This is a genomic window from Roseovarius sp. (assembly GCF_040223625.1).
Lineage (GTDB): Bacteria > Pseudomonadota > Alphaproteobacteria > Rhodobacterales > Rhodobacteraceae > Roseovarius.
The window spans coordinates 58,868-76,238 of sequence record NZ_JAVKFX010000049.1 but is presented as its reverse complement, the minus strand read 5'-3'; the positions used below and the strand labels follow the sequence as shown (position 1 = coordinate 76,238).

Annotated in this window: 20 protein-coding genes; 9 read left to right on the top strand and 11 right to left on the bottom strand. The window is 67.0% G+C overall.

The annotated features are described in order from the left end of the window. Positions 1–42: 42 nt before the first annotated feature. Together relB and RLN94_RS15280 are read left to right on the top strand one after the other, a co-directional pair. Positions 43–336 carry a type II toxin-antitoxin system RelB family antitoxin gene (gene relB, locus RLN94_RS15285; protein WP_350129843.1) on the top strand — a complete coding sequence of 98 codons (294 nt, stop codon included), beginning with the start codon at positions 43–45 and terminating at the stop codon, positions 334–336. Continuing rightward, a complete protein-coding gene (locus RLN94_RS15280) occupies positions 305–604 on the top strand; it encodes a type II toxin-antitoxin system RelE/ParE family toxin (protein WP_350158629.1) in 300 nt (99 codons plus the stop codon). Before relB ends, RLN94_RS15280 begins: the two co-directional genes overlap by 32 nt. An 82-nt stretch (positions 605–686) precedes the next feature. Here the strand turns inward: RLN94_RS15280 and RLN94_RS15275 are convergent, their stop codons facing one another. From RLN94_RS15275 to trxB, 5 genes are all read right to left on the bottom strand, one after another. After that, the gene (locus RLN94_RS15275; protein ID WP_350129849.1) at positions 687–1,301 is read right to left on the bottom strand and encodes a hypothetical protein; all 615 of its coding nucleotides are present in this window, start codon (positions 1,299–1,301) and stop codon (positions 687–689) included. 152 nt (positions 1,302–1,453) lie between these two features. Beyond that, positions 1,454–1,942 carry a flavin reductase family protein gene (locus RLN94_RS15270; RefSeq protein WP_350129852.1) on the bottom strand — a complete coding sequence of 163 codons (489 nt, stop codon included), beginning with the start codon at positions 1,940–1,942 and terminating at the stop codon, positions 1,454–1,456. 387 nt (positions 1,943–2,329) lie between these two features. Beyond that, on the bottom strand, positions 2,330–3,025 hold the full coding sequence (locus RLN94_RS15265) for a glycosyltransferase family protein (protein WP_350129854.1): 696 nt from the start codon (positions 3,023–3,025) through the stop codon (positions 2,330–2,332). A gap of 129 nt (positions 3,026–3,154) precedes the next feature. Next, on the bottom strand, positions 3,155–4,867 hold the full coding sequence (locus RLN94_RS15260; protein WP_350129857.1) for a bifunctional sulfate adenylyltransferase/adenylylsulfate kinase: 1,713 nt from the start codon (positions 4,865–4,867) through the stop codon (positions 3,155–3,157). Between the two features lie 200 nt (positions 4,868–5,067). Continuing rightward, on the bottom strand, positions 5,068–6,051 hold the full coding sequence (gene trxB, locus RLN94_RS15255) for a thioredoxin-disulfide reductase (protein ID WP_350129860.1): 984 nt from the start codon (positions 6,049–6,051) through the stop codon (positions 5,068–5,070). A 271-nt stretch (positions 6,052–6,322) separates the two neighbouring features. Here trxB and RLN94_RS15250 point away from each other — a divergent pair, with 271 nt between their 5' ends. Then, entirely contained in the window at positions 6,323–6,823 is a 501-nt protein-coding gene (locus tag RLN94_RS15250; RefSeq protein WP_350129863.1) for an Lrp/AsnC family transcriptional regulator, read from the top strand. Between the two features lie 63 nt (positions 6,824–6,886). Beyond that, complete coding sequence (locus RLN94_RS15245) at positions 6,887–8,860, top strand: acyltransferase family protein (protein ID WP_350169222.1); 1,974 nt, start codon at positions 6,887–6,889, stop codon at positions 8,858–8,860. Here RLN94_RS15245 and RLN94_RS15240 read toward each other — a convergent pair. From RLN94_RS15240 to lgt, 5 genes are all read right to left on the bottom strand, one after another. Further along, positions 8,785–9,753, bottom strand: a complete 969-nt coding sequence (locus RLN94_RS15240) for a Hint domain-containing protein (RefSeq protein WP_350169201.1) — start codon at positions 9,751–9,753, stop codon at positions 8,785–8,787. The genes RLN94_RS15245 and RLN94_RS15240 overlap by 76 nt on opposite strands. 264 nt (positions 9,754–10,017) lie before the next feature. Then, positions 10,018–10,161 (bottom strand): hypothetical protein, encoded by a 144-nt coding sequence (locus RLN94_RS15235; RefSeq protein ID WP_350129869.1) that lies wholly within the window; start codon positions 10,159–10,161, stop codon positions 10,018–10,020. A 290-nt stretch (positions 10,162–10,451) separates the two neighbouring features. Next, positions 10,452–11,207, bottom strand: a complete 756-nt coding sequence (gene pgeF, locus RLN94_RS15230) for a peptidoglycan editing factor PgeF (RefSeq protein ID WP_350129872.1) — start codon at positions 11,205–11,207, stop codon at positions 10,452–10,454. Further along, positions 11,204–12,265, bottom strand: coding sequence for a class I SAM-dependent methyltransferase (locus RLN94_RS15225; protein ID WP_350129875.1), 1,062 nt, complete (start codon positions 12,263–12,265; stop codon positions 11,204–11,206). Before RLN94_RS15225 ends, pgeF begins: the two co-directional genes overlap by 4 nt. After that, the gene (lgt, locus tag RLN94_RS15220) at positions 12,262–13,146 is read right to left on the bottom strand and encodes a prolipoprotein diacylglyceryl transferase (protein ID WP_350129880.1); all 885 of its coding nucleotides are present in this window, start codon (positions 13,144–13,146) and stop codon (positions 12,262–12,264) included. Before lgt ends, RLN94_RS15225 begins: the two co-directional genes overlap by 4 nt. 110 nt (positions 13,147–13,256) lie before the next feature. Between lgt and RLN94_RS15215 the strand changes: the two genes are divergently transcribed. Continuing rightward, positions 13,257–13,493 carry an accessory factor UbiK family protein gene (locus RLN94_RS15215; protein WP_057817815.1) on the top strand — a complete coding sequence of 79 codons (237 nt, stop codon included), beginning with the start codon at positions 13,257–13,259 and terminating at the stop codon, positions 13,491–13,493. A 354-nt stretch (positions 13,494–13,847) separates the two neighbouring features. Here the strand turns inward: RLN94_RS15215 and RLN94_RS15210 are convergent, their stop codons facing one another. After that, complete coding sequence (locus tag RLN94_RS15210; RefSeq protein ID WP_350129885.1) at positions 13,848–14,195, bottom strand: nuclear transport factor 2 family protein; 348 nt, start codon at positions 14,193–14,195, stop codon at positions 13,848–13,850. A 384-nt stretch (positions 14,196–14,579) separates the two neighbouring features. On the opposite strand from RLN94_RS15210, the gene RLN94_RS15205 reads away from it, so the two are divergent. From RLN94_RS15205 to RLN94_RS15190, 4 genes are all read left to right on the top strand, one after another. Beyond that, the gene (locus tag RLN94_RS15205; protein WP_300895084.1) at positions 14,580–15,080 is read left to right on the top strand and encodes a type III secretion system chaperone family protein; all 501 of its coding nucleotides are present in this window, start codon (positions 14,580–14,582) and stop codon (positions 15,078–15,080) included. Between the two features lie 140 nt (positions 15,081–15,220). Continuing rightward, positions 15,221–16,036, top strand: coding sequence for a pyrroline-5-carboxylate reductase (gene proC, locus RLN94_RS15200; protein WP_350129889.1), 816 nt, complete (start codon positions 15,221–15,223; stop codon positions 16,034–16,036). After that, complete coding sequence (locus RLN94_RS15195) at positions 16,029–16,370, top strand: tRNA-binding protein (RefSeq protein ID WP_350129892.1); 342 nt, start codon at positions 16,029–16,031, stop codon at positions 16,368–16,370. Before proC ends, RLN94_RS15195 begins: the two co-directional genes overlap by 8 nt. Continuing rightward, positions 16,370–17,323, top strand: coding sequence for a 2-hydroxyacid dehydrogenase (locus RLN94_RS15190; protein ID WP_350129895.1), 954 nt, complete (start codon positions 16,370–16,372; stop codon positions 17,321–17,323). Before RLN94_RS15195 ends, RLN94_RS15190 begins: the two co-directional genes overlap by 1 nt. The last annotated feature ends 48 nt before the right edge of the window (positions 17,324–17,371 follow it).

Here is a 17,371-nt window from a genome sequence, read left to right as displayed (position 1 = left end):
TCTCAATTGAGATATACTCTTCCCCGAAGAGGAGATTTTGCCATGCCCGCCCAGACCTCGATGCTTCATGTCCGCGTAGACGACCAGCTCAAGGCGAAAGCCTCCGAAGCGCTTTCGGGGGTCGGCCTGACACTCTCCGACGCTGTGCGCATCCTGCTGACACGCGTGGCCGCCGAAGGGGGCCTGCCCGCCGGCCTGACGGCCGACCCGGACAGCTATGATGCCTGGTTTCGCGGCAAGGTGCAGGAGGCGCTGAGCGACACGCGCCCGGCCACGCCACACGATCAGGTCATGCAGGAGGCGCGTGCGCTGGTTGACCGGAAGCGCGGTGCCTGAACCGGAGTGGAAAGCCCCCGCGATCGCCGACCTGATGGCGATCGTCGACCACATTTCCGACGATAACCCGAACGCGGCGCTGACGCTGGTGGAAGATATCCGCAGGAAGGTGGCGCAACTCCCGGCCAATCCCCGCCGCGGCAGGAACGGAAGGGCCGAAGGGACACGGGAACTGGTCGTCCACCACAATTACATCGTGGTCTATGCGGTGGATGCGGCTCAGGTGATCGTTCTGCGCGTGCTGCACGCGGCGCAGATGTGGCCTTGAAATGCCTTTTTTTGAACCGGCAATCCCATACGTTGTCACGTAAGGCGCCCCTGTCGCCCCGACCAGGCCCGGTACTGCCCCGTCAGGCCGACAACAGCCCCCTCGAGAACCGACCCGCCCTCTGTCCCGCATCCTGCCGGATATCGGTTTCCGAGGTCTGGATGATCTCGCAGAGATCCTCGTGGATCCGCTCCAGCTCTTCCGTCGCCCCGGTCAGGGCAAGAAGCGGGCTGTCCTGCCCGGTCACCCGGACATAGAGCGCGGCAAACCCGGTGCGCCCGGACGGGCGGCGCAGGAACAGGCTCTCGATCTCGCCCAGGCGGATGCTGCGCACCACGCGGCCCTGGTCGTTCATGTTGATCTTGGTCAGCGACAGCGTCCCCCGCTTGGCATCCAGCGACAACTGCCGCCGGAAGCCCCGCGTGCCATAGGCATAGACGATCAGCCCGGTCGCCGTGAACAGCGTCGCCAGCAGGCTGTGCGAGACGATCTGGTCGGTCCCCGCGCCCAGCGGCAGCACCAGCCACAACAGGGTCGAGCCCGCCACCATCAGCCCGCCCGCCAGCCGCAGCACCAGTTCCGACATCGCCTCGACCTTGAAGCGTTCGAACCGTTCGCGCACCGTCAGGCCCAGCGCCGTCGCGGTCAGCGAAACGGTGCTCCAGTCGCCTTCGTAGATGTTGTTCAGCCGTCCCATGCTCTGCCGACCTTTTTTTGCCCGTGTGTTAACCACTTGACCGGAATTGGCGCGAAAAAACCGGCGAGATTATGACCGGCCAATATCCTTTTCGCGGCGCGCGCGGGGTAAATTTCTGCCCGCCCCGCGAAGCGCCGAGGGGGCCGCGCCCCTCAGACCTGCCGAGGCCGGACGATGTGGAACGACCCGCTCATGTAGGTCAGCGGCTTCTCGCCCGCGTTCGAGATGCCGGTGACATCGCCGATGCAGATGGCGTGGCTGCCATGCACGTGCCGGTGGTTGAGCGAACAGGTGAAGGCCGTCGCCCGCGCCAGGATCGGCCCGAACTCGGTATTGGTGAACTCCACCCCCTGGAACCGGCTGTCGCGCTCGTGGTCGAAGGCCCCGGCAAAGGCCTGCGCCATCTCGACCGCGTCCTCGGGCAGGACGTTGACACAGAACACCCCGTTGCCGCGCACCGCCCGGGCGATGCTGCTGTCGGCCTTCAGGCAGACCAGCACCGAGGGCGGATCGGCGGAAAGCGAGGTGAACGCGCTCACCGTGGCGCCCGCCTGGCCCGCCGGCCCGTCGGTGGTGACGACGGTGACCGTGGCCGCGACCTGCCGCATCGCCGTGATGAAGGCCTCGCGCGCGGCGTTCACGGGCGCGGGCCTTTCGCGGGCAGGGGGGCGGGGGCGGTCACGGGTGGTGGTCTCCTTGGTACGGGGCGCGCCGGGCCCTGTCGGTGACCACGGATAAAGGCGAAACCGGTCCCGGTAAAGCGCTTAGGCGGCCCGGACGTGCCGCCGAATTCCACCACCGCGTCGTGACCTTGCTCCTGGAAGACTGCCCGAGCGGCCTCTCTCCTGATCGCGCGCCTCGCGGCGCAGCCGGCCCGTTCGCGTTCGGGCCACGCAGGCCTTGGGGGCCAGCCCCCAAACCCCCGGAGTATTTTCGGAACGGTGAAGACCTGAGCGCGCGCCCTGCTTCTTCTGGCCCGAAATATCCCCGCCGGAGGCATCCGACAGCTCCGCCGGTGACTCCGGTCCCTATTGCGCGGGCCAGATGCCAAACCGCCGCGTCAGCACCTCGACGCAGGCCATGTTCGCCCCGTGCCGGCCGCGCCCGCCGATCACCGCATCCTGCAGCGCGTGCCCGTCCTCGAACGCCGGCGCCATTCCGGCACGCGCGCCGTCCGCCAGCCGGATCGGGAGGCCCTGCCGCGCCAGTTGCCCCGACAGCCAGATATCGTCGACCGCCCGGGCCTCGGCCGGCGGCACGACCTCCGCGCCCGAAAGCCAGCGCGGGTCGATCAGCACGCCCGAGAACCCCTGCGCGATATCCACGCAGCCCGGCCCCGCCGCGCCTTGCCGCTTCAGCCGCTCCACCGACCAGCCGCTCGCCGCCACCGCCGCGCCCTCCCGCCATTCCGCCAGAAGCGCCGCGGCCCAGCCCGGCGGCATCAGCCAGTCGTCGTCGCAATAGATCATCCGGTCCACCTGTCCCGCCAGCGCCCTTGCCGGGCCGATCGCCTTGGTCGCCGGGCCGAAATCCTCTGGCACCCTCAGCAGCTCGACCCCGTCGGGCAGGGCGGGCAGCGGGCCATCGCCGGGAAACCGCGCCCATCGCTCGGGCAGGCACAGCACCACCCGCGCCGGCGCCGGCTTTTGCGCCAGGAGCGAGGCCAGCACCGGCCCCAGCCGGGGCAGTCGCGGCGGAATGGAGGTGAGCGTCACGGCATACATGCCCAAGGCTCTAGCCGATGCCGGCCCCCGAAACCAACCCCGCCCCGGCCCCCGAGCCGGGGCCTCTGCCATATGAAAACGGGCGGCCCCGAGGGACCGCCCGCCAAACAATCGCAAATCCGCCGAGCCTCAGCCCGCGATCAGCCCCATCTGCTCGAGCTTCAGGATCACCTGGTGCGCGCAGTTGTCGACATCGGTGCCTTCCGTCTCGACCCGCAGTTCCGGGCTTTCGGGCACGTCATAGGGGTCGGAAATCCCGGTGAATTCCTTGATCTTGCCCTCGCGTGCCAGCTTGTAGAGCCCCTTGCGGTCGCGTTTTTCGCATTCCTCGATCGAGGTGGCGACATGCACTTCGCAGAAGGCGCCGTATTCCTCGATCATCTGGCGCACCTTGCGGCGGGTATGGGCATAGGGCGCGATCGGCGCACAGATGGCGATGCCGCCGTTCTTGGTGATCTCGGAGGCGACATAGCCGATCCGCTGGATGTTGAGGTCGCGGTGTTCCTTCGAGAAGCCCAGCTCGCTCGACAGGTTCTTGCGCACGATATCGCCATCGAGCAGCGTGACCGGGCGCCCGCCCATCTCCATCAGCTTGACCATCAGCGCGTTGGCGATGGTCGACTTGCCCGAGCCCGAGAAGCCGGTGAAGAACACGGTGAAGCCCTGGTCCGAGCGCGGCGGCCTGGTCCGGCGCAGCTCCTTGACCACTTCGGGGAAGGAGAACCAGTCGGGAATCTCCAGCCCTTCCGACAGGCGGCGGCGCAGCTCGGTGCCCGAGATGTTCAGGATCGTGACATTGTCCTTGTCCTCGATCTCGTCCATCGGCTCGTACTGGGCGCGCTCCTGCACATAGACCATGTGCTTGAAGTCGACCATCTCGATGCCGATCTCGTCCTGGTGCTCGCGGAACAGGTCCTGCGCGTCGTAGGGACCATAGAAATCCTCGCCCGCGCTGTTCTTGCCGGGGCCGGCATGGTCGCGGCCGACGATGAAATGGGTGCAGCCGTGGTTGCGGCGGATCAGCCCGTGCCAGACCGCCTCGCGCGGGCCGGCCATCCGCATGGCGAGGTTCAGCAGGCTCATCGTGGTGGTCGAACCCGGGTACTTGTCCAGCACCGCCTCGTAACAGCGCACGCGGGTGAAGTGATCCACGTCGCCCGGCTTGGTCATGCCCACGACGGGGTGGATCAGCAGGTTGGCCTCCACCTCCTTGGCGGCGCGGAAGGTCAGCTCCTGGTGCGCGCGGTGCAGCGGGTTGCGGGTCTGGAAGGCCACGACCTTGCGCCAGCCCAGCTTGCGGAAATAGGCGCGCAGCTCGTTCGGCGTGTCGCGGCGGCCGCGGAAATCGTAATGCACCGGCTGCTGGATGCCCACGACGGGCCCGCCCAGGTACACCTTGCCGGCGGTGTTGTGCAGGTAGTCAACGGCCGGGTGCGCATCGTCATCGGCGCCGAACACCTTCTCGGCCTCGCGCGTCTTGTCGGGTGTCCAGCGGTCGGTGACGGTCATGGTGGCGAGGATCACGCCCTCCTGGTCGCGCAGCGCGATGTCCTGGCCCGGCTCGATGCCTTCGGCAAACGCCTCGGAGACGTCCAGCGTGATCGGCATCGGCCAGAGCGAGCCGTCCGCCAGCCGCATGTCCTCGACGACGCCGTTATAATCGGCCTCGGTCAGGAATCCTTTGAGCGGGCTGAAGCCGCCGTTCATCAGAAGCTCGAGATCGCAGATCTGGCGCGGGCTCAGGTCCCAGCTTGTCAGGTCACCGGCTTCGACCTTCAGTTTCTGCGCGGAATCGTAGGAGACGTAGAGCTCGGGAATCGGAGCGAGGTTCGAATATGACATTGCTTCTCTCGTGTCGTCTGGACATTGGAAATTTCTAAGAACCCGCAACCACCGGGCCCAGCGTCACCGGCGCCTTAAACCGGCTTGAACCCCACATGCAAGCGCCCGCTTCGGGGGGCGGGCCGAAACCGGCGAAAAAGCCGCCATGTGCGCGGTGCATTGCCGTTCCAAAGGGCGCAGGGCGGGGTCATGGCCTCCACTCATTCGACCGCGACGACCTTCTCGGCGGGCGGAACCGGCAGATCCTCGAGCTCCGCAAGGAACCGCTCGGCATCGAGCGCGGCCATGCAGCCCATCCCGGCGCTGGTCACCGCCTGCCGGTAGATGTGGTCGGTCAGGTCGCCCGCCGCGAAGAGGCCGGGCACCGAGGTGCGCGTGCTGCCCGGCTCGACCTTCACGTAATCGCCGTGATGCATCTCGACCTTGCCCTTCAGCAGCTCGCTGGCGGGCGCGTGGCCGATGGCGATGAAGACGCCCTTGCAGGGGATTTCCCTGACCTCGCCGGTCTGGTTGTTCTTCACCTTCACGCCGGTCACGCCCTTGGGGGTGTCGTCGCCCAGCACCTCTTCCAGCTCGTGGAACCACAGCGGCTCGATCTTCGGATGCTTCAGCAGCCGGTTCTCGAGGATCTTCTCGGCCCGAAGTTCGTCGCGCCGGTGGATCAGCGTCACCTTGCTGGCGAAGTTGGTCAGAAACAGCGCCTCTTCCACGGCGGTATTCCCGCCGCCCACCACCACGATCTCCTCGCCGCGGTAGAAGAACCCGTCACAGGTGGCACAGGCCGAGACGCCGAAGCCCTTGAAGGCCTCCTCGCTCTCGATCCCCAGCCACTTGGCCCGCGCGCCGGTGGCCATGATCACGCTGTCGGCGGTATAGACCGTGCCGCTGTCGCCGGTGGCCTTGAAGGGCCGGCTGTCGGTGTCCAGATGGGTGATGATGTCGCTCACGATGTCACAGCCCATCGCCTTGGCATGGGCCTCCATCCGCACCATCAGGTCGGGGCCCTGCACCTCGGTATCGCCGGGCCAGTTCTCGACCTCGGTGGTGGTGGTAAGCTGCCCGCCCGGTTCGATCCCCTGAACCAGCACCGGCTCCAGCATGGCGCGGGCGGCATAGACACCGGCGGTATAGCCGGCCGGGCCTGACCCGATGATGAGGGTTTTGGTGTGACGTGTCTCGGCCATGATCGGAACCTGTGCTGTAAGGGTGTCTGCGACTCGGGGCACAGATATAGCGGCGGGGCCGGGGGCGCGAAACCCCTGCAAGCCCGCCATGCCGAAAGCGGGACGCAATCCCGCGAAACCTGGGCCCTTCGGCGCCGCCGTTCCCCACATGGGCTGCGCAACGAAACAACGCGGGCCCGCGGCCTGGGAAACGATCTTGCGCCAAGGCGAAACATTATTGCGCGTGCTGGCAGTGGTGTTATAACAATCGCGAACTTTCAGGAGGTCCAGAATGCCCGCGACCCGACTCGATGAGATCGACCGCAAGATCCTCGCCGAACTGCAGGCTGACGGCCGGATGACCAATGTCGAACTGGCCAAGCGCGTCGGCATCTCGGCCCCGCCGTGCCTCCGCCGGGTCCGCACGCTCGAGGAAAGCGGCTATATCCAGGGCTACCACGCCAAGGTCGACGCCCGCGAACTGGGCTTCGAGGTGCAGGTCTACGCCATGGTCGGTCTGCAAAGCCAGGCCGAGGCCGACCTGTCGTCCTTCGAGGCCCGCTGCCGCGCCTGGCCGCTGGTGCGCGAATGCCACATGCTGAACGGCGAGGTGGATTTCATCCTCAAATGCGTGGCGCCCGACCTCTCGACCTTCCAGCGCTTCCTGACCGAGGAACTGACCGCCGCCGAGAACGTGGGCAGCGTCAAGACCTCGCTGGTGATCCGCGGCGCCAAGGACGAACCGGGCGTGCCGTTCGACGTGCTGGAAGACCGGCTGAAGAAATCCGCGTGATCCGGGGCCGCCGGCCCGGGGCACGGCCCGCGACAATTCGGCCGCGCTTGGCCGGAAGCCACTATTCACCTTGCTAAATGCGCGATCAGCGGGTTTTTTATCGTCGCGACGGCAAGCCGGGGGCATTCCATCAGGTACAGGGCTGAAATCGACGGTCTCAGGGCGTTGGCCGTGGTGCCGGTGGTGCTTTACCACGCGGGTTTCACCGCGTTCGGCGGCGGCTATGTCGGCGTCGACGTCTTTTTCGTGATCAGCGGCTACCTCATCACCACGATCATCGCCGACGAGATCGACAGTGGCCGTTTCTCGCTCCGGCGCTTCTACGAGCGGCGCGCGCGGCGCATCCTGCCGGCGCTTTTCCTCGTCGTCCTCGTCAGCCTGCCCTTCGCGTGGTTCTGGCTCATGCCGCGCGACCTCGAGACCTTCACCTACAGCGTCCTCTCCGTCGCCACCTTTACCTCGAATTTCTTCTTCTGGAGCCGGACAGGCTATTTCGAGACCAGCGCCGAGCTTCAGCCGCTCCTGCACACCTGGAGCCTCGCGGTCGAGGAACAATACTACATCCTGTTTCCCCTCCTGATGATGCTGATCTGGCGCCGTTCGGTGATCCCGATCCTGGTGACGCTGACGATCGCCAGCCTCGTGCTGGCCGAATGGGCGTTGTCGCTCGACCGGGCCGCGGTCTTCTTCCTTCTGCCCACCCGCGCGTGGGAACTGCTCCTCGGTGCGCTGGCCGCGCTCTACCTGAGGACATCTGGCGCCCCCCGGCTCCGACCGGTCCTGTGCGACGGGCTGGCGGCCTCGGGCATCGCGCTGATCGCCTTCGCAATCCTGGTCTATGACGACGGCACCCGGTTCCCCGGCCTGAGCGCCCTCCCACCGACCGTCGGCACGGTGCTGGTGATCCTTTTCGCCCGTGACGGCGGCGTCGTGCAGCGCCTCCTCAGCCTGCGGCCGCTGGTGGGGATCGGGCTGATCTCCTATGGCACCTATCTCTGGCATCAGCCGGTCTTCGCGCTGGTCCAGCACCGCTTCGGCCGCATCGCGTTCGACCAGAATGTCTGGCTGCTGATCGGGCTCTCCTTCGCGCTGGCCTATGTAGGTTATCGCCTGGTCGAACAACCATTCCGCCGCCGCCTGCCGACCAGGGCGGTGGCCTGGTCGATGGTGGGCTCCGCCGTGGTCTCGGTCGGGGCGGCGGTGCTGATCTACATGCAGGTTGACAAGCGGCCCGAGACGGTGCCCTCCTACCGCTGGGCGCTGGAAAACGCCGACGCGGACCTGCTGCGCTATGTCGAGCGGCGCGAGCTTCGGATGGACTGCGGCGACCAGGATCGCTTCGGCGTGCAACGCTGCGAGTTCGGCGATCCGCAAACGGACCCGACACTGGTGCTCTGGGGCGACAGCCTCGCCGGTGCCCTGCTGACGGGGATGGAACGCATGGCGCGTGACAGGGGCCTGCGCGGCGTCGCCTTCGTGGCCAATGGCTGCCCGCCGGTGCCCGGCCTCGCCAACAGCTACGCGCGCCGCTGCAACGGCGACACCCATCAGGTCATTCTCGATCAGATCGACGCGCTGCCGGGCATCACCGACGTGGTGATCACCGGCAACATCATCGGCGCCGCCAGCGCAGGCAACGTCACCATCGACGGCGGGGAACCCTCCTACGCCGCCGTCCGCGACAAGATGGCCGAGGCGGTCGCCCGCCTGCACGCCGCGAACCTGCGCGTCATATTCCTCGAACAGGGCCCCGTCTTCGCAGAGAATGTGGCGGTTTACCTGCTGCAGAACCTGCGCCTCGGCATTCAGGAGGTGCCGACCATCGAAACGTCGGAGCTTCTTGCCACGCGTGTCGAACTGCGCGGCCTCGCCGACCTGCCGGACCTTTACATCGACCCGACGGAGATTTTCTGCGGCGACACGCACTGCACCTCGGTCGACGCCGAGGGCGACCTCGTCGTCTACGACCACAACCACGTGACCCGCAAATATTCCGAGCGTCTGGCCCGACTCATCGCCGAAAGGGCCGGTTTCTGAACGATTGCCCGCCGGGCGCGCGCCCGGGCGCTCCACAGAAACGAAACGGGGCGCGACCCCCGTCGCGCCCCGTTTCGGTTGTGGCAGCAAACGTCGTGAGGGCAGGCCATCTCGGCCGCGTTCTCGATCCCCTTCAGCGGCAGCCGTTCCTGCGCCAGCGGGCCGAAATCGCGCGGCTGCTTGATATGCGGGAAGAAGGACAGGAACAGGCTCAGCATGTTCGGCCCCATGCTCCGCTCGAAACCCGGGCCGGGGTGATAGCTCTCGGCTTCCATCCCGCCGGCGGAAATGATCGCGTGGCGCCGCAGGCAGAGGTGATGCACCGTCACCGGCCGCGGCGGGGTGATCTCGATCGCGTTGTACCCGTCGACCATCTGCCCGGCGGGCGTCAGCGTCCGTTCGCTGCCGAACCGCTCGGCATAGCCGCTGGGCCGCAGCAGGAACCGCGCGCCGGGCCCGGCCATGATGTCGGCCTGCGGCCGGCCGAAGCCGAAGCTGTCGGCCATGATCCGGGTCAGGCTGCTGCCATGGGGATGCTGGTCCGAGCGCGGCATCAACGTCATCGACCCCACCCACAAAAGCTGCATCGGCCCCTGGTCGGTAGTCTGCAGCTTCATGCCCGGCTCGAGATCCTCGACCGCGACCTGGCCTTGCGTGGTATTGATCAGCGTGCCGTGCGCAAAGGCCGAGAAGGCGGATTCGAAGATCGGCATCGCCGGCCCGATCTGGTCGGAAACGCGGACCTGCCCGTCGGGCATGAGCGAGGAAATACGGTACTTGCGCATCGCCAGCGTCTTGCGGGCCTGCTGCGGAACGGTGCCGCGGTCGCGATGTGCAGAAGACTTGTTACCGGAACGCGCGGAAAAATGCGCGGAATCGTAGGGGGATACCATTATTGAGTCACCTTTATCAGGTTGTCTCAACCGCGTCGGCCCCCACCGACAACGACAGAAGGACTTGTTACCATTCACGTTGCGATGACAAACAATTGGCGCAATTGCCCAAGTTTAGTCAAATTTGACCAATCACTGTCATGTGCTCGCCGACAATCGCTTAAACTTCGTTAAGATTGTCGGTCACGTGTCGACGATTTCGCCACAATTCGGCATTTCCGGCCAATGCGAATCGCGCAACTTTGCCACAATTGGCAGCGTCGCTCAGGCGGTGCGCACGACCTTGACCGGTGCGGGGCCCTGGCCCTCGCGGCGCAGCACCGTGGCGCGCATCCCGCGCTGGAACGGCAGCGCCGGCGTCGCCTGCTTGCTGGTTTCGATGACGGATTTCATCCAACGTTTCTTCATTGTCCCTTACCCTTTCACTGTGACGGACCGCGAGTGCGGCGGTGCGAACGCTGCGCTGTCCCTCGTTCCGTTGCCGGCAATATCGCCGGGGTTTGCGGCCACGATTTGACGCGGGTGTGGGATTCGTCGGTCATTTGCCGGGCAGGGCGGTCCAAATCGGGAAATCCTGCCCAATTCCGGCCACATGCCTGAAACCATTGCGGGAATTGCCCTGGTCGCCAGCCGCCCCCGCGCCGGTCCGGTGGCGATTGTGGCAGGATCGGGCATACCTGGCCTCGGCCATGCCCCAATTACAGCCGGATCGCCGCCAGCAGCCGCCCGTAATCGGCCTCGCCCGCATGGGTCGCCCGCCGGTAGGAATAAAACCGCCCGGCATCGGAATAGGTGCAATGCCGCGTCCATTCCGCGTGGCCCACGCCGGCCTTGCGCAACCGGTGCAGCCCGAAAGAGGGCAGGTCGAACAGGTATCTGTCGCCCTCGCCATTGGCGAAGAAGCGGTGGTTGTCCGGGTCGTCGGCCATGAAGTCGTCAAGGAACTCGGGGCCCACCTCGTAAGCCTGCTGGCTGATCGACGGCCCGATCACCGCGACGATGTTCCGGCGCGTCGCACCCAGCGCTTCCATCTGCTCCACCGTTTCTTCCAGCACCCCGTCCAGCGCCCCGCGCCAGCCCGCATGGGCCGCGCCGATCACGCCCGCCTGCCGGTCGGCGAACAGCACCGGCTGGCAATCGGCCGTCAGGATCGCCAGCGCCAGCCCCGGCACCTTAGTCACCATGCCGTCGGCCTTGGGCCGCTCCTCCTGCGGCCCCTCCACCACCTCGACCCGCGCCGAATGCACCTGGTGCACGTTCACGAGGTTCTCCGGCCCGACCCCCAGCGCATCGGCCGCCCGCGTCCGGTTGATCCGCACCACGTCGGCCTGATCGGAAGACCCCATCCCGCAATTCAGCCCCGAGAACACGCCGGACGACGCCCCGCCCTTGCGGGTAAAGAACCCGTGGCGCAGCGGGGCAAGGGCGTCGGCGGTGATGATCTCGAGCGTCATGTGTCCAATCCGGGCGGCAGGGCCGCTCCTTCGGGGGTCAGGGCCATTACCTTGAAGAGCGTCCCCATTTCATGCGGGTGGGTCAAGCGGCGATGCGCGGCAATGTGGGTTTCCAGCCGATCGCCCTCAAGCCCCTTGGCCAGCGCCTGCGCCCGCGCGGTGATCCCCAGCCGTTCGAGGAACACACCCTGCGGCGTCAGCCGGCTGTACCGGCAGGGCACGGCGCGGGCCAGCGCCTCGAAATCCACATGCGCGGTCAGGTCGGCCCCCCCCGGCTCGGCCAGCGGGTCTATCGCCTCGTGCCCCTTCACCGCCTGCCACGTGTCGCCCAGCGACCGCCAGTCGCCGTAATCCACGATCAGAGCGGCGCCGCCATGTTTCGCGATCCGCCCGCCGATCTCGGCCGCGATGCTCTCGCCCATGGGCGAGAATTCCACGATATCCCCGTCGCGCGTATCCTCCAGCCGGTGCTCCAGCGGCGCCATCGCCTTCGGATCGCTCAGCCCGATCGCCAGCGCCTCGCCCTCGAGCCCGACCAGCCGTTCCCGCCAGCGTTCGCCCTCGCGCTGCACCTGCCGCACGGGCAGGGCGTCGAAGAACTCGTTCGCGACCACGAAAAGCGGCAGCTCCGGCAGGTCGGCCACGCTCTCTCGCCACGCGATCCCCGGCCATTTGACCGTCTGCGCCTGCACCTGCCTGAGCGCCGGCGACGTTTCGACAAGGTTCACCCGCGCCGCCTCGTGAAACCCCGGCACGCCCTTGGTGGCCCGCAGCACATCCGCCATCAGCGTCCCGCGCCCCGGCCCCAGCTCGGCCAGCACGACCGCCTCCGGCGCCCCCTGGTCCATCCACGCCTGCGCCAGCGAAAGCCCGATCAACTCGCCGAACATCTGGCTCATCTCCGGCGCCGTGGTGAAATCGCCCGCCGCGCCCAGCGGATCGCGCGTGGCGTAATAGCCATGCTCGGGATGCATCAGGCAGGCGGCCATGTACTCCGCCATCGTCATCGGCCCGTTGGCCCTTATCTGGCTGACAAGAAGCTCCTTCAGCGCGGTCATGCCGGCCTGCGCGCCCGGATCACCAGGTAGGCGGCCAGCGCGAACATCGGCAGCGACAATATCTGCCCCATGGTCAGCCCGTAGCCGCCCACGTGGAGGGCCAGCCCCAGCGGGTTGCCCTCCGAGACGAACTGCGCATCCGGCTGCCGCACGAACTCCACCAGGAACCGCGCCAGGCCGTAGCCGGCGAAGAACACCCCCGTCACCGTGCCCACCCGTTTCAGCGCGCCCTTCCGGAACACCAGCCACAACAGCACGGCACCGAGGATCAGCCCCTCCAGCAACGCCTCGTAAAGCTGCGAGGGATGCCGCGCACAGGCGCCCACCACGTCCGGACAATACTGCGCCATCTCGCCGGGAAAGATCACCCCCCACGGCAGGTCGGTCGGCCGGCCCCACAATTCCGCATTGATGAAATTCGCGATCCTTCCCAGCAGCAACCCCACCGGCGTCGCCATGCACAGCACGTCCGCCACCGACAGCCACGCAATCCGCTGCCGCCACGAGAAGCCCACGCAGGCGATGATCACCCCCAACAGCCCGCCATGGAACGACATGCCGCCTTGCCACAGCATCAGGATCTCGGCCGGGTTCTGAACGAAATAGGCAGGCTTGTAGAACAGCACGTAGCCCAGCCGCCCGCCAAGGATGACGCCCAGCACCACCCATGTCAGCAGGTCCTCGACCTGGCTCTCCCGCATCACCGGCGTGTCGTTCTTCCACAGGTGCGGCCGGCGCAGCGTCGCCACCACCAGCCGCCAGCCGATGACGATGCCCACGATATAGGCCATCGCGTACCAGCGCAGCGCGAATTCCATGCCGAAGATCGGCAGGGTGAAGATCTCGGGCGACAGATCGGGGAATTGGATGGCGGCCTGCATTTGTGTCTCTCTGCCTCTGTCGCCACGGGGAAGTCAACGGGGAAGTCAACCTTGCGCGGCGGGGTTTTGCGGCCCATATAGATTTCAAATGTAACGCCGGAGCAATCCCCATGCAGACCCGCAACAAGGTATTCGACGACATCTCGCAGCTCATGACCAACGCCATGGGCGTGGCCCAGGGCGCGCGGGAAGAGGCCGAGACGGCGATGAAATCGATGATCGACCGCTGGCTCGCCGACCGCGATTTCGTGACCCGCGAGGAATTCGACGCCGTCCGCGCCATGGCCCAGAAGGCCCGTGAGGAGAATGAGGCGCTCAAGGCGCGGATCGAGGCGCTGGAGAAGTAAGCGTCGGGCGGGCATTGCCCCGCCACTGTCGCAACCCGCCACACTCGGCGCGGCGTCGGGGCCGCGCTGACGACGCCGTAGGGTGGGTGCCAACCCACCTTTTTCCCGCACCAGGCCCCGCCCGGAACAAAGGCGAGCCAAAGGCTCGCCGCCGGGCAGCGCCCGTCCGCCCGCGTCGCACCGAAGGTGCGCCATGTATAGGCGGCACGCCTCCGGCGTGACGGGCGGGCGCTTCTGCCACGGCACCATGCAGAGCCACCGTCGGAGGCTGGCCGTCCCATAAATCAACGATCACCCCCGTCGGCGCGCCCACCCCCGGACGGGCGCCGCCCGCCGTGCCAGACCACACCCGCTCTACCCGGAAACCGGCGACTGCTGATGCGCCAGCAACCGCCACCCGTCGCCACCCTTCACATAGGCACTCATGCAAAGCGCCACGTAAGCCGCCTCGCCCTCCCGCTTGCCCGTCGCCCGGTAGGTCAGCACCACCGTGTCCCCCGTCCCGGTCGCCTCCCGCTCGTCGAACCGCACCTCGGCCCAGCGCGGCGCCTGTTTCAGCCCCTCGACGATCTCGTCCCCGGCAAGGATGCCCACCGGATCGGGAAACACCATCCGCGCATCCGGCGCCATCGCGCGGCCATAGAATTCCGGCCCGTCGAGCCAGAAGCTCTTCTCCATCTTCCACAGCTCGTCATGTGCCATGCCAGTCCCCTTTCTTTCCAAGCCAACCGGCAGCCTTGCCCCCCGGTTCCCGGTGCACTGCCCACCGCAAGGGTGAGCTCCCCCGTCCCGGCCCCCGAGCCGGGACCTCGCTTCGACCGGAGGCCCCGGGTCAGGCCCGGGGCGGGAAAACCTTACAGTGGCCGGGAGCGATCCCCCCACATGACACCCCCATCTCATCTTGATGAAGATTTGACGTCATCCACAACTTATTGAGGTTATCCCCAACAAATAGCTTTACAGGCCGCAATCCACTCGCCACGATATATGGTAGGGACAGAGGGAATAAGCCCCCGTTCTAGAGCAGGCACCTAGCGCTTGGGGCGCTGCCAAGCCCCCGCGCTACAACTCACAAGAGGTGGCGGCATGGCATTATCCGAGCAGTTTCTGAGTGAAGATCTTCACCCCATCGACATCGTCGAGCATCTCGCCGAGCATCACGACTGGGATTTCGACCGGATCGGAGACGATCAGATCGCCATGGCCGTCGAGGGCCAGTGGCGCACCTATTCGGTCACGCTGGCATGGTCCGCCTATGACGAGACCCTGCGCATGGTCTGCACCTTCGAGATGGAGCCGCCGGAAGACAAGCTGCCGGTGCTCTACCAGACCCTCAACGAAGTCAACGACCAGTGCTGGGCCGGCGCCTTCACCTACTGGGCCGAGCAGAAGCTGATGGTCTACCGCTACGGCCTCGTCATGGCCGGCGCGCCCAGCGTCTGCCCCGAACAGGTCGACACGTTGATCAACGCCGCCGTCCTCAGCGCCGAGCGTTTCTACCCGGCCTTCCAGCTTGTCGTCTGGGGTGACCGTACCCCGCGCGACGCCATGCAGGTGGCCATCGCCGAGGCCTACGGCACCGCCTGATTACACGGCAACACACCGCACCCGGCGGGCAATCCCCTGCCGGGTTGCCCCAGCCCCGTTTCCCGCCATTGAATCCCCCGGGATGCGGGCGTAACACTCGCCCCTGACACGCCGTTCGGAACTGGCAAGGGGGACAGGGGATGACCACGGACAACGTAGCCCGCAACGGGCTGGTGCTGCTGGGTTGCGGCAAGATGGGCTCGGCCATGCTGGCAGGCTGGCTGAAGCGGGGACTGCCGCCGCAAAGCGTCTGGGTGATCGACCCGAAACCCTCCGACTGGCTGCAATCCACCGGCGTCACGCTAAACGGCGACCTGCCGGAACAGCCCGCCATCGTGCTGATCGCCGTGAAGCCCCAGATGATGGGCGACGCGCTGCCCGCCATCGCCGCCATGGGCGGGGGCAAGACGCTTTTCGTCTCCGTCGCTGCCGGCACGCCGATTTCCGCCTTCGAGGCCGCGCTCGGCGATGACAGCCCGATCATCCGCGCCATGCCCAACACGCCCGCCGCCGTGGGCCGGGGCATCACCGCCATCATCGGCAACGCGCACGCCACGCCCGCCCATCTCGACACCGCCGAGGAGCTGCTGACTGCGGTGGGGCAGGTGGTCCGCCTCGACAGCGAGGACCAGATGGATGCCGTCACCGGCGTCTCGGGCTCCGGTCCGGCCTATGTCTTCCACATGATCGAATGCCTGGCCAGGGCGGGCGAGGCGCAAGGCCTCTCCCCCGCCCTCGCCATGCAACTGGCCCAGGCCACCGTCGCCGGGGCCGGGGCACTGGCCGAAGAGGCCGAGGAGACCCCCGATCAGCTTCGCGTCAACGTCACCAGCCCCAACGGCACCACCCAGGCCGGGCTCGAAGTGCTGATGGACGAGGAGACCGGCCTCCCCCCGCTGATGAAGAAAACCGTGGCCGCCGCCACCGACCGCTCGAAAGAACTCCGCAATGGCTGACGAGATTACCTTCGACGACTTCCTCAAGGTCGACATCCGCGTGGGTCGAGTGATCCGCGCCGAACCCTTCCCCGAGGCCCGCAAACCCGCCATCAAGATGTGGATCGATTTCGGCCCCGAGATCGGCGAGCGCAAGACCTCGGCCCAGCTGACCGCCCATTACACGCCCGAAAGCCTGACCGGCCGTCAGGTCATGGGCGTGGTCAACTTCCCGCCCCGCCAGATCGGCCCCTTCATGTCCGAGGTGCTGGTGCTGGGCGCATCCGACGCCGAGGGCGGCATCGTCCTCATCGCCCCCGACCAGGAAGTCGCCGAAGGGGAGCGGATGCACTGATGCGCGTCCTCTTCACCACACGCCTGCCCGACGCGGTCATCGAACGCGCCGAACAGCATTTCGACGTCGAGATCCGCGAAGACACGCGCCCGCTGAAAGTGGGCCAGATGCGCGCGGCCCTCACCCTCTATGACGGCGTCCTGCCCACGCTGGGCGATTTCTTCACGGCCGAGGCCTTCGAAGGGGCCGAAGGCTCCCGCTGCAAGGTGCTGGCCAATTTCGGCGTCGGCTACAACCACATCGACGTGGCCGCCGCCCGCGCCGCGGGGCTGATGGTCACCAACACCCCCGGCGCCGTCACCGACGCCACCGCCGATATCGCGCTGACGCTGATGCTGATGACCGCCCGCCGCGCGGGCGAGGGCGAGCGCCTGCTGCGCGCCGGCAAGTGGACGGGCTGGACCCCGACGCAACTCCTCGGCCTCCACGTCACCGGCAAGACCGTCGGCATCATCGGCATGGGCCGCATCGGCCAGGCCATCGCCCGGCGCTGTCACTATGGCTTCGGGATGAACGTGGTTTATTTCAACAGATCGCCCAAATCGGTGGATATCGAGGCCCGGCAGGTTGAAACCCTACAAGAACTGGCTGGTCTTTCCGATTTCGTCGTGACCGCCGTGCCGGGCGGCGGCGACAACAAATACCTTGTCGGCGAGGAGCTCTTCGCCGCCATGCAACCCCACGCCCGCTTCATCAATATCGCCCGCGGCGACGTGGTCGACGAGGACGCGCTGATCGAGGCGCTGCAGACCGGCCGGATCGGCGGCGCCGGGCTCGATGTCTACGAGAACGAACCGGACGTGCCCGCGCCGCTGACCAGGATGGAGAACGTGGCCCTCCTGCCGCATCTCGGCACCGCCGCGCTGGAAGTGCGCGAGCGGATGGGCTTCCTCGCCGTCGACAACCTCGTGGCCGCGCTCAACGGGGATACCCCGCCCAACCTCGTCAACTGACCCGGCGTTACGGCGGCCCTCCGCCGGTTCCGCTTGACCTCGGGTCGC